Source organism: Pseudomonadota bacterium, assembly GCA_039033415.1.
Classification (GTDB): Bacteria; Pseudomonadota; Gammaproteobacteria; order Xanthomonadales; family SZUA-38; genus JANQOZ01.
This window is the reverse complement of the sequence record JBCCCR010000034.1, coordinates 32,819-55,629: the sequence shown is the minus strand read 5'-3', so window position 1 is coordinate 55,629 and position 22,811 is coordinate 32,819. Positions and strand designations below refer to the sequence as shown.

Sequence of the window (22,811 nt, the reverse complement as noted above, 5' to 3'; positions counted from 1 at the left end):
TCCGAAGGAGAAAACCATGAAGCGATGGATAAGCGCCGCCTTGGCGGCAGGATTCTGTGTGGGCGTCTGGGCCCACGACGGTGGCGTCAGCACGCTCCAGCTGTGCCGCGGGGACTCGACGGTAGAGGTGACCTGGGAGCTGCACGAAGCTGCCGGCGTCGGCCGTAGCTGGGTGGAACTCAAGGGAAGTCGCGGGGCTCAGCAAGTCACGGCCTTCGAGCGAGCCGGGCAGCACAACGTCAAGCTGAGCTGGTCGTTTGCCGGACTCGACGTCGATGACGACGTGGAGCTGACGGCCGTCGGTTTGGCGCAATTGCCTCATGGGCACCGGGTGCTGGCGACCAGCTGCGACGGTTCGCGCCGGGCGGTACTCAGCCAGTGGCAGGATCGGTGGCTGCTGCCAACCGAAGGATCGGCCGCTCCGGCGCAGGCAGTGTCGAACCCCACGACAATCGGCGCCAGCGGAACTCACCGATGATGGGGCTTCGAGTATCGCGAAGACGGCGAAGCTCGGTTGGGTTGTGCGCGGCGGTGGTCTGGTGCGGGTCAGCGCTCGGTTCCGTTGAGCCTTCCTCGCCCTCGCCACAGGAAGCGGAGCCGGACAAGAACGTCGTCGAGCTGGAGGAAATTGTTGTCTATGGGCGAGCGCAGCAGCAGCTGGGAAACCACCTTTCGGCGTCGGCGGGAATCGTCGCCCATGACGACATTCGGCTGCCCCCGCTGCTGCGGGTGGGTGAGCTGGTTGAGGCGGTCCCCGGCATGGTGGCGACTCAGCATTCCGGTACCGGCAAGGCGAATCAGTACTTTATCCGAGGCTTCAATCTTGATCACGGCACAGACTTTGCCGTCTCCGTGGAAGGTGTTCCCGTTAACCTACGCAGCCACGGGCATGGTCAGGGTTACCTGGATCTCAATTTCTTGATTCCGGAACTGGTCGAGAAAACCCGCTATCAGCGCGGGCCCTATGCGGCGCAGGTCGGGGACTTTTCTTCGGCCGCGAGCGTCGAATTTGATCTCTATGATCATCTGGATGAATCGGTGCTGACAGTTACGTCGGGAGAGTTTGGTTTTCAGCGCGTACTCGCCGCCGCCTCTCAGCATGACCAGCAGACTGGGTTCACCGGGGCCGTTGATCTGACCGGCTATCGCGGCCCGTGGGAGCTTGATGAACGGCTTCGTCAGTTCAAACTCTTTGGCGCCTATGCAGGTCGTGTCGGTGAAGCCGATCTGCGCATGACGCTACAGGGTTATGACAGCCGGTGGACGGCGACTGACCAAATTCCTCAGCGGGCCGTACGCCAGGGAATCATCAGCCGGCTGGGGAACCTGGATGAAGATCTTGGCGGTCGCTCTTCTCGTTTGGCCCTGACCGGCGCGCTGGATCTTGAGGGCTTTTCCATCAACGCATATGCGGTCGACTACGACTTCACCCTCTATTCCAACTTCACCTATTTTCTGGAAGACCCCCTCGCTGGCGACGAGTTCGAGCAGCGCGACCGCCGCCGGGTTTTGGGTCTGGGTTTACGCGGTGAGAACACGCTGAGGTCGATCACTCCGGTCGATGCCGTTCGTTGGGGCGCAGAATTTCGATGGGACGATGCTCAGGAGGTCGGGCTCTATCGCACGGCCGGGCGACGACGTCTGGGCACGGTACGGCAAGACCGGCTGCATGAATGGTCGCTTGGCCTTTGGGCAGACGCCCGATGGGCACCCACAGACAGCCTTCGCGCTATGCTCGGACTTCGTACCGATTTCTACGGCTGGGACGTCGACGCTCTGCGCGAGGCTAATTCCGGCCGCGCCAGCGACGCGCTGTCGAGCCCCAAAGCCACGCTTGCCTGGCGAGCCTCCGACAGTGTTGAGACTTATCTCAACTATGGGCGCGGTTTCCATTCCAACGATGTGAGGGGCGCAACCATCGCCGTTGATCCGGTGAGCGGCGATCCGGCGGCGTCTGTGCCCGTGCTCGTGGCTTCGGAAGGCGCAGAAGTGGGGCTGCGTTACGAAGCTGGCAATGATCTAAATGTATCGGTCACCGCTTTTCGGCTCGACCTTGATTCAGAGCTGGTCTACGTCGGCGACGCGGGAACCACCGAGGCGAATGGTCCGACCCGGCGCACCGGCGTTGAGGCTTCCGCGTTCTGGCAGGCCAACGACTGGCTGGCGCTTAACGCCGCCGTAACCGCTACCGAGGCACGGTTTCGAGGGCCTCAGGCTGGCGGAAGACGGATTCCCGGCGCGATTGCTTCGACAGGCACGCTGGGCCTGAACGCGGCGTGGCAGAACGGGGTTTCCGCCAGTGCTCGATTGCGATGGCTTGGCCCGGCGCCGCTTGTCGAAGACAACTCGGTGCGCAGCCGCAGCTCGTTCCTGGCGAACGCTGGTCTATCCTATCGACGACAAAACCTGGAGCTGCGGCTCGATGTTTTCAACCTCTTCAATTCCCGCGACAGCGACGTGGCCTATTTCTATCGATCCCGTCTTCCAGGAGAGTCGGCAGCTGGGGTCGACGACGTTCATTTTCACCCGCTTGAGCCGCGCAGCCTGCGGGGATCCGTCAGCTGGCATTGGGATTAGCCGGAAGTTGGGATTCGTTGCGCGACGGCTGAAGCTGACGACACCACCAAGTCTTTCCTGATTGGTGCCTGCGTCCGGTTGCCGTAGGATGATGACATGAGGTCGAACGTGATGAACAACCTGTCAAAAGCCATTGTGCTGGTCGCGCCGCTGGCGTGGCCGCTGGTCAGCGCCGCCGATGCACCCGCTTCGCCGCAAGCAGGAACCGTCGCGGCTGCTCAGGCAGCGTCGGCGCCAGCGGACCCGCTGTGGCCCTACCCCGTGCCGGCGCCAACGCTGGAGGATCTTCCGCCGGAGGTCGCTGACGAGGGGCGGGAAACTGATGCCGACAGCGACGAGATTCGCCAGCAGGTTGCCGCTGCACGACGTCTCTCGCAAAAGGTCATCGACGGCTACTCGCGACAGATCGATGATTGCCGCTTCACCAACACGCTGCATTTTGACGATCGCGAGCAGGTTCGATTGATCGGCAACAGTCAGCCCTGCCAGAGCCGCTATTGGCATTTGATCAGCCAGGAGCGCGAGTCACTGCGGCGCCGCATCAGCGAGCTCCGCGGGAGCAATGCCGCGGGCGGTTTTCACCCGGTTCAACTCAATCCCTGAGGAATCGCCGTCCTTCCCCAGGTTTTATGGGGCAGAGGGTGATGCCTCGGCAGCAAGTGCCTCTCGCGCAAGACTCGTCACGTATGCCTGGATCGCCAACACGTCCGCTTCGCTAAAGGTGTCGGAGAAATTCGGCATGCCGTTCGCTTCCAAAGCGCCGCCGATCACAATCTCGCTGAACAGCGCATGCTTTTCCGGGGTCAGGCGTCTCAGGTCCGGCAGCAGCGGCGTGCTGCCGTAAAACCCATGACACGCACCGCAGTGGACGCCGTAGAGCCCGCGGCCGTGCTCGAGGGTTGCTGAGTCAAGCTGAACCAAATCCGGCGCATGAAACGGTGCGAGCGGCGGGCGAGCTGCCGGCATCGGCACGGGACCACCATCCAGCTTGAACACCAGAAGACGGCCGCTGTTGAGGTAGGTCATGGCCGCTTCTGTGCCTTGCATCGTATTGAATGCCGGTCCGCCCCAACCGGCAGCCAGCGCGACGTACTGCACGCCGTCGATGGCGTAGGTGATCGGTGGCGCAATCACGCCGGTTCCTAGAGGGATGGTGTGTAGGGTTTCACCACTGCGGTCATCCAGCACCAGCAGCTCGCCGGCGGCGGTGCCGTAAAACACAAGCCCACCGGATGTCGACAGCACGCCGCCGTTCCAGATCAGCGTGGACTCCTTTTGCCAGACGACTTTCTGCAGTCTAGGGTCCCAGGCTTTGAGGTGACCGGCGACGTCCGGCACTTTGGCGCCACCCGTAAGCTCCTCCAGGTTGTCCACGCCGTAGGTAAACCACTTGTCGTCCTCCGGCGTGAACACCCAGCCTACGTCGCGCGTCGGGATGTAAACCAGGCCCGTCGCTTCGCTGAATGACATCGGCTGCCAGTTGTGCCCGCCGGCGGGCGAGGGAAATACGTACGCGTCGCGCTCGTTGTTGTACTCGCCCAGCCCGGTCTCCACCGGCCGGCCGCTCTCCGGGTCGACGTGGCTGGCCCAGTTCACGTGGACAAACGGCTCGGCGGAAATCAGCTCGCCGTCGGTGCGGTCCAGCACATAGAAAAACCCGTTCTTGGGCGCCTGCATAAGTACCTTGCGCGGCTCGCCGTCGATCATCAGATCGACGAGCGTGATCTGCTGGGTGGCCGTGTAGTCCCAGTTGTCTCCAGGGGTCGTCTGGTAATGCCACACCAGCTCGCCGGTGTCGGGGTTCAGCGCGAGAATTGAAGCGAGAAACAGGTTGTCTCCACCGCCAGCACTTCGCTTGTCGCGAGACCAGGGCGACCCGTTCCCGGTGCCTACGTAAAGCAGGTTCTGTTCGGCATCGTAGGCCATGGAATCCCAAACCGTGCCGCCAAGGCCGCTCCAGTCCGGAACGCCCTCCCACGTTGCCGCGGCCTTTTGGAGCTCCGGGTGTTCAAACGGCTGTGCCGGGTCGCCGGGAACGGTGAAGAAGCGCCAGGCCAGCTCACCGCTGTCCACCGCGTAGGCGCTGACGTAACCGCGAACGCCATACTCAGCCCCGCCGTTGCCGATTATGACTTTGTCCTTAACGATGCGCGGCGCGCCCGTAATCGAATACCACCGATTGCGGTCGATCAGCGTATCGATTTCCCAAACGACTTCACCGGACCCACGATCCAGTGAGATCAGGCGGCCATCAAGCGTCCCGAAGATGACCCGGTTGCCCCAGACGGCGACGCCGCGGTTGACAACATCGCAGCACAACTTCCGCGCCCAGGATCGAGGGACCTGTGGATCGAAGCGCCACTTAACGGCGCCGCTGACCGCATCCACCGCCAGCACCCGCGACCACGTGCTGGTGAGGTACAGCGTGCCGTCCACCATGATGGGCGTCACCTCGATGCCGCGCGTGGACTGCAGCGGCACTTCGAACGCAAGCCCCAGGCGGTTGACGTTGTCCCGGTTGATCAGGTCCAGCGTTGAAAAGCGCTTCTCTCCGGGATCATTGCCGTGCAGAGTCCAGTCGACATCGCCGCGCGACTCAAAACCTGTGCTGGCCAGGGCATCGGGTTGTGGTTTTGCCTCTCGCGCAACGCCGTCCTCAGGCGGCTCGCTGCAGGCCCCGATGAGAACACCCAGCGCGACGACGCTTAGGCAGGCAAGCCAACGCAGGAGTTTGGAATTGCTGGTCATCGTGCAGTTACTCAACTAGAAAAGGCCCCATAGGCAGACTCGCCAGCGGCTCCCGTAACCCGATCATTCGCCGATCAGCTCATCGAGCATGGCAACGAGTTCTTCGCGACTGAGCGCGTGGGGCTGGCCCTGGTTGAGCTGGACCATCTCCTGCATCGCTTGCCGAATGGTGGCGACCGCCGAATCGCGAGCGCCGACAACCATGTAGCGTCTGCGTGGGCTGTTGGCTTCGAGGGTGTCGATGACGGCGGCCGCGATCCGTTCGGGCACATCATTGTCGATAGCGATTTCGCCTTTACCGCTCAGGAGCCAGTTGCTCTCCCATTCTTCTTTATACCGGGAGTCTTCCATGCTGAAACCGTCCGCCTGCATTTTCTCGTAGATGCTCTTGCCGATCTTGGAACTAAAGCCGCCCGGCTCGATGATGCTCACGTAGACCCCGAACTTCTCCATCTCGGCGGCCAGTGAATCGGTGAAAGCCTCCATAGCGTGTTTGCTCATGCTGTAGGGGCCATAGAAGCGGCTCGACAAGATTCCGGAGATCGAGCCGGTGGTGGTGATGCGCCCCTTCGACTCGATGATCATCGGCGCAAACGCCTGTGTCACTCGATAAGGCCCGAGGACGTTGACCTCCATGACAAAGTCGACCTCGGATTCCGGAATCTCGATCAGCGGGCCCATCACGCCGACACCGGCATTGTTGACCAGCCCGTAGAGTCCCCGGCCACCTCTTCGAACGGTCTCGACCGCCGCGTCGATCTCAGCCTGCTCGGTGACGTCGAGGCGTACGGCCTGGATGTTGTCGATCGCGTTGATCGCGTCGAGGTCTGCCTGCTTGCGAGCCGTTGCGTAGACGAAGTAGCCCCGCTGCGCCAGGGTCTCGGCGATCACGCGTCCGCTGCCCGAACTCGCCCCTGTGACCAGGACGGCCTTCTGGCTTGTCTCATCAGCGAAGGCGTTGCCCTCTAGGAAGCAAAGGATCAGGACAGCGGCTGAGATCAGGGTCTTCATGGGCGTGCTTTTCCGGTGAAGTTCAGTCGTGATGACGCTCGACTATGCCTGATCCGCTGCGGCGAGGCTATTCGAGATCTGGATGCTTTGTTCGCGCCGCCACAAGGGCTCGGAGCCTCACGAGGGTCGGACGGTCAATACTGGCAGATTGAGAAGAGAAGAGTTGGAGCCTGTCAGTCAAAAACAGCGGTAGGCTGTTCCAGCGTCACTTCATCCTGTTGAGGGCCTCGCTGGCGCGCAAAGCCTCTTCATGATCTGCCCCGAGCGTGGCGACAAACATATCGAGTGCGTCGCGATAGTATTCGCGGGCTTCCTCAGTTCGATCTTGCCTGGCTCGAATGTCCCCTAAACTCATCAATGATCTTGCAACCAGATCATGCTGATTCGAGAAAGCCACGCGTCTGATCGTCAGGGCGCGCTCGGCAAGCAACTCCGCTTCACTTAAGTTCCCCAGCGCCAGGTTTGCGTCAGCGGCGTTCGTAAGGCTGTTGGCCACTGAATAGTGAGATTCGCCCAACGCTGCTGTTTTGATCTCGGCCGAGTCCATGAACAGGTTCAAGGCAGCGTCAAAATCGCCTCGTTCGGCTGCCAGCGTTCCCATTCCGTTCAGCGTGCTCGCCACGCTGGGGTGGGCCTCGCCAAGCACTCTGCGCTTGATCGTCAGCGCGCGCTTGTATCCCTCCTCAGCGCCCTGCAGGTCTCCCAGCTGGCGCTGCGCGTTCGCCATATTGTGCAAAATCCCGGCGACCCGAATATGCTCCTCTCCTGCGTAGTGCACTTCATCAGCCAGGGCTCTACGGTAGTAACCGAGCGCCTCCGAATACCTGCCAAGTCTGTGGTTGGAAATTGCGAGATTGGATAGCGTAGAGCTCAGGAGAAGCTGTCGATCCGGCGGTAGCTGTTCCTTGATTTTCAGTGTTGCGCGATAGCTCGCCTCCGCGTCTTCGTGTCGTCCCATGTCGCTTTGGATCAGCGCCAGGGTTCCCATCGCACGGGCGTAATGGCGCTGTTGCGCATCCGTGTCGTCATAGTTTAGATCTATAGCCCGCCGTGAGTAGTATTCGGCCTGTTCAAGGGAACCGCGCTGCTTCATCAGGTTTGACAGGAGGAGCAGTGTTTCGAATGCCTTCGAGTCCTGTGCTCCGTTGAGTTCGTCGTTCAGTTTAAGCGAATCTCGTAGCAGTGGTTCCGCGTGATCAAACGCGGTGAGGCTGACATAGGCGTCTGCAATCGAGTTCTGTAATCGAATCTTGACCGTCGCATCTTCGATGTCGTCGATCCGGGCCCTGCCGAGTTCCAGTAGATCAATGACTTTGACCGAATCTGGATTTTTGTCCGCGGGTTTCGCGGAGCGAAACAGGTTGTTCATAAACAAAAAAATGCTGTTCGCAATCTCAGCCTGGCGACTTGCCTCGCGCTCTGCCCGTACAGCAATGGAGGCGACGCCAATCGCCAGCGTCATGCCGACCAGGCTTACCACCGCCAAAGCGGCAACCGCCCATAACCGTCTCCGCTCGGCCCGTCCCTTGAGTCGCTCGAAACTGGTACCCACGAGGCCCGCTACAAGCCGCAGTAGACCGTCTTTTCGCCCATCACCTTGCTGCCGCAGATCCGCAGCCAGTGGTTCGCTGTCGCCTTCCAGAAGTGCAGGAGGAAACAGCTCGTGCGGTTCACCCTGACCATCGACGATGACGGCGAGAATGCGACCGAGCGGTCGCAACTCCTGAAATGCCCGGATTTCGCGATCTACCCATTCCGAGTTGCGTGCACTCACCGAGCACAGCACGATCAGGTTTTCAGACTGGCTTAGCGCATCGACGAGTTCCTGGGTGAGGTCAGCGGATGCCCCGAGAACCTCCTTGTCCCGAAATATGGGTACTACCCTCGCAACGCCGGTCTCTCGGGTCACGGTTGTGGGCAAACGGTATCGCTCCAGCGCTTCGTGCAGCCGAGTGGCTGCAATCTCGTCGTGATGACAATAGCTGATGAACGCGCGATATCTGAGCATGGGTCGCTCGACTGAACTCCTCGTGAACTAGGATAACACCAGCACAAATGGCAAGCAGCGCGGGAAAAACTGCGGTCAGAAAAGCGAGGTCAGGACTTGCATCGCCACGATTCGCGCATATCTATTCGAACTGGCGTCGAGCGAATGGTCTTCATGTGACTTCGTGGCCAGTCCGGCTGTAAGATCAGCGACACCCTCAAGGCTTGAGTACGGACACCTGAAAGTACCCAGAATCTACCGCCGGCCTGAAGAACGTTCGTTGCCGCTGGCCGGCCAGGAAAGGGGCGGTCTCTGCGATGGCCGCGACACAGATATGGACTGCTTTGCTCTCAGGAACGCGTGGCGCAAAGCGACTGAAATGATGAATGGAGATTAAGAAATGACCACCTATAGTGCCCCCGTCACCGATATGCAGTTCGTTCAGCACGAGCTGTCCGGGCTCGAGGAGATTGCCTCGCTGCCAGGTTTCGAAGAGGCGTCGCCGGAGCTTGTGGAAACCGTACTGGAGGAAGCAGCGAAACTGGCCGGTGAGGTGCTGACCCCGCTGAATCGGGTGGGCGACACGGAGGGTGCCCGCGTCGAGGGGGACCAGGTCCTCCTCCCCGATGGATTTGGTGAGGCCTACAGCGAATTGTCGGATGGCGGTTGGCTGAGCCTGGTCCACAACCCTGAGTTTGGCGGTCAAGGTCTGCCGCAGCTGGTCAGCATGGCCGTGGAGGAGATGTGGAATTCCGCCAACCTGTCGCTGTCGCTTTGCCCGCTGCTGACCAAAGGTGCCATCGAGGCCATCGAGGCGCACGCCGCGGGCGCTCTGAAAGACGCTTACCTGCCAAAGCTGATCAGCGGTGAATGGTCCGCCACCATGAATTTGACCGAGCCGCAGGCAGGTTCGGATCTGGCCGCCGTGCGGACCGAGGCTACCCCTCAAGGCGATCACTATCGAATCCGCGGCCAGAAGATCTATATCACCTGGGGTGAACACGAGCTGACTGGCAACATTATTCATTTGGTGCTGGCGCGGCTGCCCGATGCGCCCCCCGGCGTCGGCGGAATTTCGCTGTTCCTGGTGCCCAAGTTCCTGCCCAACGCTGACGGCGCGCCGGGCGAGCGCAACGACCTGAAGGTGGTTTCCATCGAGCACAAGCTGGGAATCAACGCCAGCCCGACCTGCGTGATGAGCTTCGGCGAATCGGAGGGGGCCATCGGTTATCTGGTTGGTGAGGAAAACCGTGGTTTAGCCTGTATGTTCACCATGATGAATGACGCTCGGATCGGTGTTGGCCTCCAGGGTCTCGCCCTTTGCGAGCGCGCTTACCAGCAGGCGGTGACTTACGCCAAGGACCGGGTCCAGGGCAACCTGCCGGGTGAGCGGGAGAGGGTCAGCATCATCAAACACGCTGACGTGCGTCGCATGTTGATGCTGATGAAAGCCCAAACCGAAGCCTGCCGAGCGGTCGCCTACGCGTCGGCTTCCGCCAGCGATTTCTTCAAACACCACGAGGACGAAGAAACCCGCGCCCGGCACCGGGCCCGCTGGGAGCTGCTCACGCCAATCGTCAAGGGCTGGTGCACCGAGGTGTCGCAAGAGGTTACGAGCCTCGGGATCCAGATCCACGGCGGTATGGGATTTGTCGAGGAGACGGGTGCAGCCCAGTACTATCGGGATGCTCGCATCACCACCATCTATGAAGGCACCACCGGCATCCAGGCCGGCGATCTCGTCGGTCGAAAGGTGATGCGTGACGGCGGTCAGGCGATGCAGGCCATGCTGGCCGAGATCAACGCCGTGGCGGAGCAGGGCGGCTTTGGTTGGGAAGACTCGCTGGCTCAGGCCGCAGGTCAGCTCGAGGAGGCCACGCGCTGGCTCCTGACCCACGGCGGCGACGACCTGCATGCGCCGGGTGCTGCGTCATTCAATTTTCTGATGCTCGCCGGAACCGTGGTGGGTGGCTGGCAGATGGCGCGCAGCGCGGTCGCGGCTCAGCGCCGGCTTGACGAATGCAGCGACAACGAGGCGTTTTATCAGGCCAAGGTCGCCACGGCACGGTTTTACGCTGACCATCTGCTGTCGCGTTCCAGTGCCTACCTCGCCGCAGCAACCGTCGGCAGCGCCAGCACCATGGCGCTGGCGGATGAACAGTTCTAACTGAGGTAACGGGCTGGACGGCCGAGTGGCCGTCCCGCTTATCGGACTAAGTCAGGCGGCCTTTCGGCTGACCGACTGGCCGGCATTGTCGATGACGCGCTCGAACAGATCCTTCGGGTCGTCGAGCTCCGGGATCAGCGCAATGTCCTGGCCTTCTTCCAGCTCCAGCGCCATCCGATGGACGTAGCGCAGGGCGGAAAAGTCTTCCAGGGCAAAGCCGACCGAATCAAAAATCGTGACCTGATCCGGATCGTCTCGACCCGCTGTCGGATCCGCAATCGCGCGCCAAAGATCGTGGACGGGATAATCCGCCGGCAGCTGCTGGATGTCCCCTTCAATTCGGGTTTGCGCCTCATACTCGACGAAAATCTTGGCGCCCCGCAGCACGTCGACGTGCAGCTCGGTTTTGCCGGGGCAGTCGCCACCAACACCGTTGATATGCATTCCTGGCTCAACCATGTCCGGGGTCAAGATGGTGGCCCAGGTTTTGTCGGCGGTGCAGGTGGTCACAATGTCAGCGCCGCGAACGGCCTCGGCGGCGGAAGCGGCGGGCAGAACTCGCAGATCCGGGAAGCGCGTCATATGGCGACGCAGTTTCTCCATGGCGGCAGGGTCGATGTCAAAGATGCGGACCTCTTCGATTCCTAGCAGCGTGTGAAACGCCAGTACCTGGAACTCGCTTTGTGCGCCACACCCGATCAGGCCTAGTGTCCGCGACTCCGGCCGCGCTAGCGCCTGGGCAGCAATCGCGGAGGCGGCAGCTGTTCGAAACGCGGTCACCAGCGTCAGCTCGGACAGCAGCACCGGATAGCCGGTGTCCACATCGGCCAGCGCCCCAAAGGCCATGACGGTGGAGACTCCTCGCGCGGGGTTGCCCGGGTGTCCGTTGACGTACTTAAACCCATAACGCTGCTGGTCGGAGATCGGCATGATCTCGATGACGCCGACATCGCTGTGGCTCGCCACCCGCGCGCATTTATCAAAGCGCTCCCAGCGGCAGAAGTCTTCCCGCATGGTGTCAGCCATGCCTCTCACAAACTCGGCTGGGCCGATGCGGTTGATCATACGGCTGACGGTTGGTACGTCGACAAATCGGGTCATCGCTTTTTCTCCTCTAGCATTTAGGGGTAAGCGTAATGCGGTTTGTGGCCAATTTTTAGGAGGAAGAATGAACAGAATGAAGGCTAAATAAGCATTTTGCTAATATCTAAATGTCGATTTGTCTAATCTGAGGATTTTTGTGGAACTGGACAGTAAAGATCGGAAGCTGATTACGCTGCTTCGTGATAACGCCAGAACGTCCGTGGTGGACCTGGCGCGGGCCCTCGGCGTTTCCCGGGCGACCGTGCAGAACCGCATGCGGCGCCTCGAAGCGCAGGGGGTGATTTCGGGTTACACCGTCAAGCTGGGCGCTGAGCTATCCAGCACGGCGGTGCGCGCGCTGATGAGCATCAAGACGGAGAGTGCTGAAGAGGCCGCGGTGATCGCTCGATTGCGCGGCCATCCGCAGGTCACGGCGGTTCATCACACGACCGGGCGCTGGGATTTGATCGCCGAAGTCCAAACCGACGCGCTCGCGTCGTTCAACCATATCGTCGGCGAGATCCGGCTCCTGCCCGGCATTTCGGCGACCGAATCCAATTTGCTGCTGGAGTCTTTCGAGTAGTTGGCAAGACGTTCTTTTGGTGCGCGTGTTCAGTAAACCTCCACGCCAGTGCTCGGCCGAGAGACCTCTAGCCTGCAATACCATATCAATCCCAAAGGTTTGGGTGTTGCAGCGCATCCGCTCCTCGCTGCGGTTCCCGTCCAGCATCCTGAACGCGTCCAAGCTGCGCTGACCGGTTGAGTCCGTTCACCTTTAGCAGCGGCAGCCCGAAACGGATTGAGGACAACAGCGGAGCCTCAGTCTTTCGGAGCGTCCAGCTTTCGGTCTGCTGCCTCGATGGCTCTGAACGCGGCCGAAACGTAGCGATCAACGCTGTGAGGCACCACTCGATTCGGCAGGTAGGCGCGAACGGCCCCCAGCGGAAAGGCCATCAGACCCATCCGGCATGCCTGCAGCGACAGACCGACGCGTGACGCGTAGCGCCTGACCGTCCGCTGCACCTCGTCGTTGCCGTCGTTGATGCAATCGCGGATTGCCGAGGGCGTCGCCGCGGACAGAAACTCCGAAGCGCGGCAGCAGGCCAGCAGCGCTGCCCTCTCGGGTTCAGCGCGGCAGAAGCGCGGTGTGGCCAACGCCGCGTTCACTCCCGCGTCTTCGTCGTCATCCTCCAGCGCCGCAAGAAAACGTCTCTGAAAACTCGTCAGCGCGTCCGCCCAGGTTTCGGCGAGCAATCCCTCTCGCGAGTCAAACCGGTGGTACAGCGAGCCGATGGAGACACCGGTTTCTTTGACCAGCGAACGAAACGTTACCGCCCCCTCGCCGCTCATCTGGCGGCTCACCGTCCGGAACACGTCCTGCTCCGAAAATGTTGACACTCGACCCATAGCGTATTTATATAATAGAACATATGTTCTAGTAAAGAGGATGATGACATGACGAATCAGGTTTGCGACTTACCTCCCGGCCAAAGGCTGCGGCACGCGATGCCGCGATTCGGAATGAGCCAATTCGCGAACCGGTTTCCGGACCAGCCGAGCACCGTTTCGCTGGCTATCGGCGGCGACGTCGAGCAACCGCTGGAGCTCAGCGACGAACTGAAAAAGCTCGAGCGTGTCGGCCAAACGTCTGACTTCCACTGCGTGACGACCTGGAGCGTCAGTGGCTTAAGCTGGAGTGGATACCGCTTTGCCGACCTGTATCGAAAGCTGGTGCTGCCGCTGGCGCGGCCGGTGGCGGATGCAGAGTTTGTGCTGCTGCGCTGCCAGGACGGTTTCCGAACCAGCCTGCCGCTGGAAGACCTGATGGGGGATGACGTCATGCTCGCTGATACGCTGAACGGTGAGCCCCTGAGCATCGCCCACGGCGCGCCGCTGCGCCTAGTCGCGCCAGGCCACTACGGATATAAGAACGCGAAGCACCTGGCGGCGATTGAATTTTGGCGGGAGGAATTTCACTTCCGGCCGTGGTATCTGCGCTGGATGATGCACCAGAGGGGCAGGGTGGCCCTGGAAGAGCGTGCTCGTGGGATTCCGGGAACGCTTCTGCGCCACGTTTATCGGCCATTTGTCGACCAGACGGCTCGCTTGTTCGACCGCCATCTGAAGCGATTTGAAAAAGACCGCTGACGGGCTGGTGTGTCGACGGCGGCCGTCGACATAGCCGCAGGGGATCCGCGTGCGCTACGCTGCGCACCTTCCGGATGTTGGTCACCCACCAGCCATGTTGAATCGCGACCTGCTCATCTTGTTCTGCTGCCAGCTGGTGGCGGCCACCGGTTCGGTAGTGATGGTGACGCTCGGCAGCATCATCGGTGCACAGCTTACCCGGGTGCCGGCACTGGCCACGCTGCCAATTTCCCTGATGGTCGTCATCACCGCGCTCAGCACCATTCCTGCGGCGCTGGTGATGCGCCGCTATGGCCGCCCGGTCGGTTTTGCCGTCGGCTGTCTGTCAGCACTGACGGCATCCGCGCTGACGCTGTGGGCCGTGTCCCAGGGGAGCTTCCTGGGCTTTTGCTGCGCCATGAGTGCCCTGGGGATCAACATGGCGTTTTCCCAGCAGTACCGTTTTGCCGCCATCGAGAGTGTTGGCCGGGCTCGCGCGGGCAGAGCCGTTTCTTTTGTGCTCCTGGGGGCGGTCGGCGGCGCGTTGCTCGGGCCTTATCTTGTCCAGCATGCCGCCCGCGTTAACCCCTCGGCACCCTACGATCTTGCGCTGCTGGTGCTGTGCGGTCTGTATCTGCTTGGCGCGTTTCTCGTTGGTGCCCTGAGGATGGCTAAACCCACGGAGGACACCGCAATGTCGGACCGCGGGCGGTCGGTGCGCGACCTTCTTCGGCAGCCGGTTTTTGTCGTCGCGGTGCTCGGCGGCACCGCTGGCTACGGCGTGATGAGTTTCCTGATGACGGCCACCCCGCTCAGCATGCACGAGGTGGACGGCTATTCGCTGGCTGAGACAGCGGCGGTCATCCGGGCGCACGTGCTGGGTATGTACTTACCCTCGCTGGTGTCCGGTTTTCTGATCGACCGGCTAGGCGTCTTGAAAATGATGACCGCGGGTGCGCTGCTGCTGCTGGCCGCGCTAGTTACCGGCATGGACGGGCATTCGCTTGGGCACTACACGTGGGCGCTGATTTTGCTCGGCGTGGGCTGGAATTTTCTCTACGTCGGTGGAACCACCATGCTGACTTTCGCCTATCGGGACAGCGAACGGTTTCGGGCACAGGCATTCAACGAGTTTTGTGTCTTCGGCACGGCCGCTACCGGGTCACTGTTGGCTGGCACCACTATGCACCTGTTCGGCTGGTTCAACACGGCGGCGGTGCCGCTGCCGCTGCTGGTCATCATGCTGGGCGCGCTGTTCTGGGTGCGGCGCAGCCCGCTGCTGGCGCGGCAAGGAAAGACCGCAGAGCAGACGGGGTGAGGACGACCATCGTGGCGAGCAGGATCGTCCGGCCACGGTTTTGCTCGCTGTTTGTGTCCTATGGCCTTGGCGGCCGGGTTTTTTTTCGGTTATAAAATCGACATGCGTATCTTGCTCTGGTTCGTGTTCCTGAATCTCTGTTCGTCGGTCTTGGCGGAGGAAAAGCTGCTCTGGGTGGGCGGCCAGCAGATCACCCAAGAGGAGCTGAACACGGAACTCGACGCGCTGATGGAAGCCTACTGGTGGGAGGTTTCCAGCCCGCCGTTCCAGGAGAGGCTTCAGGAAAGCACCGACTGGCGGTATCGGATGGTCCAGAGCCTGCTGCTGCGTTATCCGGAGGGTCCCTGGGGTGATCGGCGTGCCAGCCGGGAAAACCGAGCGTTCGAGCGATCGCTCAATGCGGTCGTCGAGACAGTGCCAGCGGAGCTGGCGCCGCGGGTTCTCGCTCTGTTGCACTGCAACGAGGCTTTGCTGGAGCCCCCGGATGAGTGCCTGCAGCGCCATGGCGCCGCCCTTGATCAGCACCAGCCCGACAACGCGCTTGGCCCGCTTTTTCTTGCCCAGGAGGCGCTGGCCCACGGCGACGTGACTCAAGCGGCATCGTGGATGGTGCAGGCAGCGGAGCGGGAGCGGTTCCGGACCGGCTACTGGGCGATCACGAAGGCCCAGTTTGAAGTGTTTGGCGAGGCCGAGCCGTTGCTCGACGACCCGCTCAAGCTCAGAGAGGCTGCCAGAGAAGGCCTGGGCGAGGGGATGATCGCGCACCTCTCGACACACCCGATCAATGTCCTGGGCCGGCGGTGTCAGAGGGCAGGAGATGAGCCGCTGATGACCGGCTGCCTGGCCGTCGCCAAAGCGATGAAGCTGCCGGGAACCGGCCGGTTGGCCTACAACCGGGCGCTGGCGATCGAAGAACGAATTTTCGAGCGTCGGGGCGAGACCGACAAGCTAACGGCACTCGCGCTTGAGCGGCAAAGCTTGAAACACCGATTTGATCAGGTGGCTGCAGTTCAGGAAGAGATGTATCAAACCGGACTCGCGGCGCCCATGCTGGAAGCCTACGTCAACTTTGGTGAGCTGGACACCGTAATCGACTTTGGCGCAACCCACGCCAAAAAGGAGGCGACCGGCAACTATCACCAGATGGTGCTAAAGGCCTCGACGCCCGAGCGCCGGCGTTGTGTCGATACGGATGCGGCACCGGAGGCGCCCGACTGCGTGACGCCGGACATGGTGAAGGCCGAGGTTGAACGCCTTACCGACGTGCTTTATGAAAGAATGCAGACGAAGCCTTTTCGTCAAAGTTTGGCGGCAGACCCTTCGCCGGAAGCACAGATTTTGTTGCTGCATACGGGTCTCGATCGGCCCGATGCTTCTCACGACGATCGGCTGGCGGCGGCTTATGCGATAGCCAAGCAATTCCCCGGGCACCCGCTGGCCCATCGCCTGGTGGCCGACCGCTGCTTTCGGGAACCCGAGTGTCTCAAAGGCGTCGCGGAGCGCCTAATAGAGCATGAGCCAGAGGATTCCCAGGGCTATCTGCTGGCGGCCGTCTACTACCTCGACGCCGGGGACACCGAAAATGGTGTGATCTACCTGGAAAAGTCTGGACAGGCCAAACTCATGAAAGGCGCCTATGGACTGATGACCGCGATCGGCGCTGACGTCATTTCTCGGCACATGGGCTTGGCTCCAGAAAGTGACCTGCTGGGCGTCTGGGACATGGCTCCCGCTCTTGTGAGCATTGGCTATGCGGCGGCTCTCAGCCTTCCCGTGGCCCGGCTGTCCTATCACTGTGTGGGCGAGCTTGAAGAGCGGATGCTGGCCGGTTGCGTTGCCGCCGCCCGGGCGATGCAGCTGCCCGGTGGATCGCTCATCGAGCTCATCATGGGTACTGAGTTGGAAGCCCGTATGCTGGAGATCAGTGACGGCGCTGAACTCGGGGACGCGATTGACGGCCTTGCGCAGGCCAGGCAACTCCGCGACGACCTGATCTCGGGCGCCGATCGGCTTATGTCCGATCCGTCATTTCACCGTATGTACATCGAAAAGCTGGCTACGGAGGGTGAGGTCGCCGCACTCCGGTGGATGCTCACGAATGAAGAGCCAGAAGACGCTTAGCTGACCAACCCGCAAATCCGAGTCGTTTAACGCTGCGTCCTCGCGGCACGTTTGCCACCCTTACCCAAAACCTCGTTTTCTTTCCTGGGGTGAGACCTGCGACACACTTTTTACCCGCCCTTGGGTCAAGTTTCGACGTGATCGGTCGTTCTAATAGCGAGCTGATGCTATAGCAGACCTTCGGACCCAGAGGCACCATCTGTATGACGAGCAAGATACCGACAAAGCCCCTGCTGATGCTTTGTATCCTGCTGGCGACTCTTGTCTTTATGTCGCCCTCTTTTTCTCAGCCGCTGGTTGATGTCGGTTCGGGTATCACGGTTGCCGGCGATACCGTCACGGTAGACATCCAATTCGATGGCGGCGACCTGGACATCTCCGCGGTAGATTTTGAGATCGGGTTTCCTACCGAATTTCTTACCTTCGAAAGCTGCTCAGCCCTTCTCGCCGAGGGCATCAGCGCCGCGTGTCGCGACCAGCCTGGAAGGGTGACCTTTCTCGGCTTTTCATTTTTTCTGGAAGCGTTGCCTAACGGCTTCATTGGCCGTGTGACGTTCCGCGTTACGTCAGACTTGCCTGGCCCAGCCACGATCCTGCTGTCGATCCTCTCTGAGAACTACTCTGACACGCAGGCGCAGGTGATCGACCCTTCGGGTGATTCTTCGGGCGGATTTGTCCGAGTTATCGCTCCGGGTGAACCAAACGCCGTCGATCGATTCGAAGATGACGATACGCCCTTGAGCGCCAGGGCGAGCGATAGTTCGATGATCCGCTCTGACAGTCACGCGTTCGACTCCGACACCGACGAAGACTGGGTGCTGGTCGACATGGGGCAGGGCACATTCCAATTCGACGTTTGCAACGGCATGTGCGGGGATGGCGGCGAGATCACCCCCAACGTGGAGGTTTTCGGTCCTGATCGAATCATCGACGAAAACGCAGCCCCGATCGCGGAATACAACCAGTGTGATCAAGGCAGTGGTCCGCCGCCCGGCACCGAAGTTGTCGGGGCCGAGCCGCCAGTTCTCCCGGACAATCAGGTGTACCTGCTGAGGATCCGCGACTGCTACGGACTGCACGGCCCAGAGTTCCCTTACGACCTGTTCATGAACGTCGAGACCGTAGACCAGCAGGCCGCGATGATCATCGGTAACGTGACAGCGGGTGAGGCCAGCGTGCCGATTGGAGCTTTCCTGTTTGTCAGCAGCAGCCAGGTGACCGCTACCAACCCAGAGGATGGCGCCTACGGAACGGTCGTTGATCCGGGTGAGGACCTGGAGGTGACCATCATGTCGGGCTCAGCCCAGACGCAGACGTTTATGGTGCCGGCGCTGGCACCCATGGAAGTGCGGACTGTCGATCTCCGCGTAATCGCCAATCTCGTTTTTACCGACGGCTTCGAATAGTCAGGGCTCGCTAAACACACAGCTGGCCGGCAGCGACTCGGGCCGAAACCAATTCTGCTGCTCCCGGGTTGTGAAGGTCGCTGGGTCCAAGGCCAAGGGCTGCTTGGCGAGCCAGTCGATCAGGATGTCCCTGATCAGCGGAAGGCTGGTGTCGATGGGAAAGCCGCCTTCGGGAATGATGGCGGTCAACACGTTGGCGCCCCCAAGGGCCAGGTAGTCGCTGGTTCCGACGCTCAACTTATCGTCATCCTCAACAATCCACCCATCGCGGTGTGTCATACGAACACTGAGGACATCGTCCTGACATTCGATCTCAGCCGCAACCCCGGCAATACCGGCGGTACGTGCTCCGCGCCTTGCTTCGGAGGCCAAAACCCGTCGAAGCTCGCGGCCGGTGATGTCAAACAGCACGAGGCGGTTGTCGAAGGGAAACGTCATGAACAGGTCGCCGTAAGTCAGCTCACCTGCCGGCAACGGTTGGCGCAGTCCGCCGACGACATTCTGTAGCGCGATATCAACCTCGATCGATTCATAAATCGCATGGGTAAACAGGTTGCCGAGCGCTGAGTCCGGGCTGCCCTGGAGTCCAAATTCACCGCTGAGCCGAACGCCGAGCAGTCGGTTCTTCAGTTCCTCCGCGTCTGCCGTGGCCTGGCGGGCAATCTCGACGACCGCCGGGTTTGGTTTAACGCTGCGGCCTTCATAGCGGTTGCCGGAAACAATGAGCTGGGGTGGGAAGATCTTTTGGCCGAGGATCTTTCCGCTGGTTCTCTCAATGCGATAGTCCACTCGGTCGAAGGCCCGGGTATTGGAAAAAGCGGAGGTGATCACGATCCCATTGACCCGATGAGCGACGCCCTGATGGACGTGGCCGGCGACAATCTGGTCGACCAGCCCCGGTGGCAGCGCCTCGGCAACTCGAAAGATCTCGCTTTCCATCCGACAGCTTGAGAGATCCTCGGGATCTTCGAAAGACTGGCATCGTCCGCCGGCATGGGCCGCGACGATGACCAGATCAGCACCGCGGCCCCGCAGCTGCCGAGCTTCCGCTTCAATCGTTGGCACGAGCGGTCTGACGACAAGGTCCATGACGTTGGCGGCGATGGTTGCATCCAGGGCTCGCGCCGTCATAACGCCGATCACTCCGATCTTAAAGCCGCTACGATTGAGCATGACTGAGGGCATCACGTTGTCAGCCAGCCACCGATCGCCGCCGTCCTTTTGGTGGAGGTTGGCAGCGAGCAGCGGATATTGCGCCTCGCGGGCCCGCTGTTTCAGAGCCCCACGCGGATCGTCGGCTGCCGACTCCGGGATCGCCAGGTCTCCGACCGGCCCAAAGTCGAACTCATGGTTGCCGACTGCCGCCGCGTCATAACCCATGGCGTTGAAAGCCGCCACGGCGGCGCGCCCTTCATTCAGGTTGGATGCCAGGGTGCCCTGCCACATATCGCCGGCATCGATCAGCAGCACCTCGCCGCCGTCGGCGTTGCGAGCCGCACGGAGGGCGTCGACATAGCCAGAGAACGTTTCGAGTCCCCCAGGGCCGTCGCGTGCCGCCAGCTCCCCGTGGATATCGTTGCTGCCGATCACCGTCAGCGTGAAGGTGTCCGGCCGATTTTCCCGGACGGCGCAGCCAGCCGCCAGCATCGCGGCCACGCTGAGTAGCAGGATCCTTAGACTCCTCATGGCGCACAGCGTACACGCCGCATCATCCGGTCACCAACCGCACCCGGATTGCTGTACAGCTTGGGTCGTCGATGGTGGCTGTGGCTGGGCGCACCGTGGTATCTGCGTAGCTCAACGCGTCGCGATTGTCGTTATGATGTTGGTCAACGCGGCTCGTCAGCCATGCTGCCAAATCGCTGAACCGGAGATCGGACCCTTGCCTCGGAAATACATCTGTCCACTGCTCGCCGTAGTCCTCTGCTGGCTTAGCCCGGCGCAGGCTGATCTCAAGGAGGCGGGTGAGGTTGGCGTCATATTGCTGCCGGCTTCTGCGCTCGCTGCGACGCTCCTATATGAGGAAGGCAACGAGGGCGCCATGCAGCTGCTCAAATCCTATGTGGTTAGCGAGCTGGTCACCGAAACGCTAAAGACGGTGATCGATAAGGAACGGCCCACCGGTAGCTGCTGTACCGCGTTTCCGTCCGGGCATGCCAGCAAGGCGTTCACGGCGGCGCATTTTATCCAGCGTCGCTACGGCTGGCGCTACGGCACGGCAGCCTACGGTGCTGCCGCATTTGTGGCCTACAGTCGGGTCGAGTCGGATAGGCACGACGAGGCGGATGTGATTGCGGGCGCGCTGATCGGCATCGCGAGCAGCCACCTATTCACGACCCGGTATAAGGATCTGCAGGTATCACCCCTCGCTCAGGACGGTTACGTGGGCCTATCGATCAGCGGTCGTTTTTGACCAAACGAGTCATTAGCGCCAACCGAAACGCCAGCGGGAGACGTCCTTCAGCTCGCGCCAGTCGATCGACTGCGTGCGCTTGCTCATCACGGCTTCCAGTTCGCAGTACACCACCGTGCCGTCTTCATCGAACTCGACTTTGGTCACCATAAAATGCTTCTCCCGGTTGACTGGCGTCGCGGCGGTCCACTTGCTGCGCATCAGCTTGCGGGGATTGATCTGGTTCAAACGCAGGTGTCCTGATCGGTAGACGGGAGCGCCTATTGTGCCGCTGAACCGAGGCCTGCTGAAGCATTCCGCCTACCGTATACCCGCTCGTTTTGGGCGTCGAAAGGGCTAGCTTAAGACCTGCGGTGCTAAAATCGAGGGTCTATCGCCGGTCTAAAACGAGCGCCGTGGACGTCCTGTCTGTTTATCTCCTGGCTTTGCTGCATATCGCTCCCGCGTCCTGGGGCGTCTATCACATTCTGCTCTTTAAGCGCGATTCCCGGGCGGCCATGGGGTGGATCATGGCGTGCGCTTTTGTCCCTTATGGCGGTCCATTGGCCTACTTCGTGTTTGGTATCAATCGAGTCAGGACCCGAGCGCGAGGCATGCGGCGCTCCCCGTTGGCCGTCCGCTATGAGTTGAGCCGCCCCCGCGGCAACCTGCTCGGACCCGCCGCGAAGGGGGTTGCGGCTGTGGGCCAGCGAATCACCGGCCGTGAGCTAACCGATAGCAACGCCGTGGAGGCGTTCCACAACGGCGATGAGGCCTATCCGGCTATGCTGGCGGAAATCGAGGGCGCCCGAAGCCAGATTTTGCTGGCCACCTACATTTTCAAGCTCGACGAAACCGGCCAGACCTTTGTCGACGCGCTGAGTGCCGCAGCGGCCCGGGGGGTGGACGTCATGGTGCTGATCGACGGAGTCGGTGAGCTGTATTCCTGGCGAAAGCCCTCCCGCGCGCTCGACCGACGAGGCGTCAACATAGGTCGGTTCTTGCCGCCTCGCCTGATCCCCCCCAGCGTCTACGTCAATCTGCGCAATCACCGCAAGCTGCTGGTGGTCGATCACCGGGTCGCCTACGCCGGGGGGATGAACATCGGTGATGAAAACTGCCAGAGCCCGGCCGTGCCCCGCGCCGTGACCGACGTTCATTTCCGCCTGCAGGGCCCGGTGGTGACCGAGCTGGAGGCGGTATTCCATGATGACTGGCGCTTTGCGACCGGCCAGCCGATCGAGGTTCCCGAGGTGGTGCAGTCCAGTTCCGGCGGCAAAGCGCGATGCCGAGTGGTGCCCGACGGGCCGGACGACCTTTTGGATGCCCTGTCGTTCACGATTCAGGGCGTTGTGGCCGGCGCGTCGGATTCGGTCGACATCATGACACCCTATTTCTTGCCTAGCCGCGAACTGATTGCCGCCCTGCAGGCCGCGGCCCATCGGGGTACCCGCGTTCGTGTGGTGTTGCCCGCGAAAAACAACCTGTTTTTTGTGCACTGGGCCAACCGCAACCTGCTGCTTGAGCTGATCCAGTGGGGGATTGAGGTCTATTACCAACCCCCACCTTTTTGCCATTCCAAGCTGCTGTGCGTCGACCAGGAATACTGTTTGATCGGTTCAGCCAACCTTGATCCCCGGAGCCTGCGGCTGAATTTTGAGCTCGGCGTCGAGGTGTTCTGTCGCGACCTAAACCGCGAGCTTCGGACACACATGGATCGGGTGATCGCCCTCAGCCATCCTGTGACCAGCGATCAGCTTTTGAGTCGATCGACGCTGGTCAGGCTGAGAGACTCGTTTGTCTTCCTGTTTTCTCCCTATCTATGAATTGAGTGAGGCGCAGCCGGCCAGACAGGCCGCCGCCTGCGGGAAGTG

The 22,811-nt window shown here is 61.3% G+C and carries 18 protein-coding genes; 11 read left to right on the top strand and 7 right to left on the bottom strand.

From position 1 onward, the window contains the following. Positions 1-16: 16 nt before the first annotated feature. The 3 genes from AAF358_22820 to AAF358_22810 all read left to right on the top strand — a co-directional run bounded on the left by AAF358_22820 (position 17) and on the right by AAF358_22810 (position 3,180). Positions 17-478: a hypothetical protein gene (locus AAF358_22820; protein ID MEM7708405.1), complete on the top strand. Its 462-nt coding sequence runs from the start codon at positions 17-19 to the stop codon at positions 476-478. Next, positions 475-2,577: a TonB-dependent receptor gene (locus tag AAF358_22815; GenBank protein ID MEM7708404.1), complete on the top strand. Its 2,103-nt coding sequence runs from the start codon at positions 475-477 to the stop codon at positions 2,575-2,577. The genes AAF358_22820 and AAF358_22815 overlap by 4 nt, the downstream gene beginning before the upstream one ends. 96 nt (positions 2,578-2,673) lie before the next feature. Further along, on the top strand, positions 2,674-3,180 hold the full coding sequence (locus AAF358_22810) for a hypothetical protein (protein ID MEM7708403.1): 507 nt from the start codon (positions 2,674-2,676) through the stop codon (positions 3,178-3,180). A gap of 24 nt (positions 3,181-3,204) precedes the next feature. Here AAF358_22810 and AAF358_22805 read toward each other — a convergent pair whose 3' ends face one another. The 3 genes from AAF358_22805 to AAF358_22795 all read right to left on the bottom strand — a co-directional run bounded on the left by AAF358_22805 (position 3,205) and on the right by AAF358_22795 (position 8,344). After that, positions 3,205-5,325, bottom strand: a complete 2,121-nt coding sequence (locus AAF358_22805) for a PQQ-dependent dehydrogenase, methanol/ethanol family (protein ID MEM7708402.1) — start codon at positions 5,323-5,325, stop codon at positions 3,205-3,207. A 63-nt stretch (positions 5,326-5,388) separates the two neighbouring features. Further along, on the bottom strand, positions 5,389-6,336 hold the full coding sequence (locus tag AAF358_22800; GenBank protein ID MEM7708401.1) for an SDR family oxidoreductase: 948 nt from the start codon (positions 6,334-6,336) through the stop codon (positions 5,389-5,391). 205 nt (positions 6,337-6,541) lie between these two features. Further along, positions 6,542-8,344 carry a toll/interleukin-1 receptor domain-containing protein gene (locus tag AAF358_22795; GenBank protein MEM7708400.1) on the bottom strand — a complete coding sequence of 601 codons (1,803 nt, stop codon included), beginning with the start codon at positions 8,342-8,344 and terminating at the stop codon, positions 6,542-6,544. A gap of 379 nt (positions 8,345-8,723) precedes the next feature. On the opposite strand from AAF358_22795, the gene AAF358_22790 reads away from it, so the two are divergent. Next, positions 8,724-10,490 carry an acyl-CoA dehydrogenase gene (locus tag AAF358_22790; protein MEM7708399.1) on the top strand — a complete coding sequence of 589 codons (1,767 nt, stop codon included), beginning with the start codon at positions 8,724-8,726 and terminating at the stop codon, positions 10,488-10,490. 51 nt (positions 10,491-10,541) lie between these two features. Here AAF358_22790 and AAF358_22785 read toward each other — a convergent pair whose 3' ends face one another. Then, complete coding sequence (locus tag AAF358_22785; GenBank protein ID MEM7708398.1) at positions 10,542-11,591, bottom strand: ornithine cyclodeaminase; 1,050 nt, start codon at positions 11,589-11,591, stop codon at positions 10,542-10,544. Between the two features lie 145 nt (positions 11,592-11,736). Between AAF358_22785 and AAF358_22780 the strand changes: the two genes are divergently transcribed. Further along, entirely contained in the window at positions 11,737-12,156 is a 420-nt protein-coding gene (locus AAF358_22780) for an Lrp/AsnC family transcriptional regulator (protein MEM7708397.1), read from the top strand. Between the two features lie 236 nt (positions 12,157-12,392). Here AAF358_22780 and AAF358_22775 read toward each other — a convergent pair whose 3' ends face one another. Further along, positions 12,393-12,971, bottom strand: a complete 579-nt coding sequence (locus tag AAF358_22775; protein ID MEM7708396.1) for a TetR/AcrR family transcriptional regulator — start codon at positions 12,969-12,971, stop codon at positions 12,393-12,395. 123 nt (positions 12,972-13,094) lie between these two features. Here AAF358_22775 and AAF358_22770 point away from each other — a divergent pair, with 123 nt between their 5' ends. From AAF358_22770 to AAF358_22755, 4 genes are all read left to right on the top strand, one after another. Beyond that, the gene (locus tag AAF358_22770; GenBank protein MEM7708395.1) at positions 13,095-13,721 is read left to right on the top strand and encodes a molybdopterin-dependent oxidoreductase; all 627 of its coding nucleotides are present in this window, start codon (positions 13,095-13,097) and stop codon (positions 13,719-13,721) included. A gap of 94 nt (positions 13,722-13,815) precedes the next feature. Next, the gene (locus AAF358_22765) at positions 13,816-15,018 is read left to right on the top strand and encodes an MFS transporter (protein ID MEM7708394.1); all 1,203 of its coding nucleotides are present in this window, start codon (positions 13,816-13,818) and stop codon (positions 15,016-15,018) included. A 102-nt stretch (positions 15,019-15,120) separates the two neighbouring features. Then, positions 15,121-17,139 carry a hypothetical protein gene (locus AAF358_22760; protein MEM7708393.1) on the top strand — a complete coding sequence of 673 codons (2,019 nt, stop codon included), beginning with the start codon at positions 15,121-15,123 and terminating at the stop codon, positions 17,137-17,139. A gap of 203 nt (positions 17,140-17,342) precedes the next feature. Then, entirely contained in the window at positions 17,343-18,545 is a 1,203-nt protein-coding gene (locus AAF358_22755; GenBank protein ID MEM7708392.1) for a cohesin domain-containing protein, read from the top strand. Here the strand turns inward: AAF358_22755 and AAF358_22750 are convergent, their stop codons facing one another. Next, the gene (locus AAF358_22750; protein ID MEM7708391.1) at positions 18,546-20,231 is read right to left on the bottom strand and encodes a bifunctional UDP-sugar hydrolase/5'-nucleotidase; all 1,686 of its coding nucleotides are present in this window, start codon (positions 20,229-20,231) and stop codon (positions 18,546-18,548) included. A 196-nt stretch (positions 20,232-20,427) separates the two neighbouring features. On the opposite strand from AAF358_22750, the gene AAF358_22745 reads away from it, so the two are divergent. Next, entirely contained in the window at positions 20,428-20,958 is a 531-nt protein-coding gene (locus AAF358_22745) for a phosphatase PAP2 family protein (protein MEM7708390.1), read from the top strand. Positions 20,959-20,970: 12 nt separating this feature from the next. Here AAF358_22745 and AAF358_22740 read toward each other — a convergent pair whose 3' ends face one another. Further along, positions 20,971-21,186 carry a TIGR02450 family Trp-rich protein gene (locus tag AAF358_22740; protein MEM7708389.1) on the bottom strand — a complete coding sequence of 72 codons (216 nt, stop codon included), beginning with the start codon at positions 21,184-21,186 and terminating at the stop codon, positions 20,971-20,973. A gap of 167 nt (positions 21,187-21,353) precedes the next feature. On the opposite strand from AAF358_22740, the gene AAF358_22735 reads away from it, so the two are divergent. After that, positions 21,354-22,763, top strand: a complete 1,410-nt coding sequence (locus AAF358_22735) for a phospholipase D-like domain-containing protein (GenBank protein MEM7708388.1) — start codon at positions 21,354-21,356, stop codon at positions 22,761-22,763. Positions 22,764-22,811 lie beyond the last annotated feature (48 nt).

Bases quoted from the DNA above. Each gene is read 5' to 3' on its own strand.
- AAF358_22820 (MEM7708405.1), top strand. From the start codon at position 17: ATGAAGCGATGGATAAGCGCCGCCTTGGCGGCAGGATTCTGTGTGGGC.
- AAF358_22815 (MEM7708404.1), top strand. From the start codon at position 475: ATGATGGGGCTTCGAGTATCGCGAAGACGGCGAAGCTCGGTTGGGTTG.
- AAF358_22810 (MEM7708403.1), top strand. From the start codon at position 2,674: ATGAGGTCGAACGTGATGAACAACCTGTCAAAAGCCATTGTGCTGGTC.
- AAF358_22805 (MEM7708402.1), bottom strand. From the start codon at position 5,325: ATGACCAGCAATTCCAAACTCCTGCGTTGGCTTGCCTGCCTAAGCGTC.
- AAF358_22800 (MEM7708401.1), bottom strand. From the start codon at position 6,336: ATGAAGACCCTGATCTCAGCCGCTGTCCTGATCCTTTGCTTCCTAGAG.
- AAF358_22795 (MEM7708400.1), bottom strand. From the start codon at position 8,344: ATGCTCAGATATCGCGCGTTCATCAGCTATTGTCATCACGACGAGATT.
- AAF358_22790 (MEM7708399.1), top strand. From the start codon at position 8,724: ATGACCACCTATAGTGCCCCCGTCACCGATATGCAGTTCGTTCAGCAC.
- AAF358_22785 (MEM7708398.1), bottom strand. From the start codon at position 11,591: ATGACCCGATTTGTCGACGTACCAACCGTCAGCCGTATGATCAACCGC.
- AAF358_22770 (MEM7708395.1), top strand. From the start codon at position 13,095: ATGAGCCAATTCGCGAACCGGTTTCCGGACCAGCCGAGCACCGTTTCG.
- AAF358_22765 (MEM7708394.1), top strand. From the start codon at position 13,816: ATGTTGAATCGCGACCTGCTCATCTTGTTCTGCTGCCAGCTGGTGGCG.
- AAF358_22760 (MEM7708393.1), top strand. From the start codon at position 15,121: ATGCGTATCTTGCTCTGGTTCGTGTTCCTGAATCTCTGTTCGTCGGTC.
- AAF358_22755 (MEM7708392.1), top strand. From the start codon at position 17,343: ATGACGAGCAAGATACCGACAAAGCCCCTGCTGATGCTTTGTATCCTG.
- AAF358_22750 (MEM7708391.1), bottom strand. From the start codon at position 20,231: ATGAGGAGTCTAAGGATCCTGCTACTCAGCGTGGCCGCGATGCTGGCG.